Raw genomic sequence first — 419 nt, forward strand, 5'->3', positions numbered from 1 at the left:
GACCAGCAGAGCATCCGTCGTGCCCGCGACGCTGCGATCGCCGGCGCCGCCGCGGAAGAAGGCAGCATGGCGCGCGCATTGGCGCATGCCCGCGACGGCGGCGTCGCACGCGCCCAACTGCAGGCCTTCTTCGCCACCGCGCTCGTGGCGCCGGTGCTCACCGCGCATCCGACGGAGGTCCGGCGCGCGAGCATGATCAACCGCGAACGCGAGATCGCGGCCCTGCTCGACGCGCGCGACCGCATGCCGTTCACGCCGGACGAGCTCGCCGCCAACCGCGAGGCGCTGCGCCGGGCCGTCCTCACGATCTGGCAGACCAGCATCCTGCGCACCACGCGGCTGCGCGTGATCGACGAGGTCAATAACGGCCTGTCCTCCTACGACTTCGCGCTGCTCCAGGCGCTGCCGCGCTTCTATGC

General features: G+C 72.1%; 1 protein-coding gene. It reads left to right on the plus strand.

Translation table 11 applies throughout. The features are described from left to right. The coding region (locus tag I6F37_RS41680) for a phosphoenolpyruvate carboxylase (protein ID WP_225154623.1) at positions 1-419 on the plus strand (419 nt) is incomplete at both ends.

The sequence above is a fragment of the Bradyrhizobium sp. NBAIM08 genome (assembly GCF_020193935.1).
GTDB lineage: Bacteria > Pseudomonadota > Alphaproteobacteria > Rhizobiales > Xanthobacteraceae > Bradyrhizobium > Bradyrhizobium yuanmingense.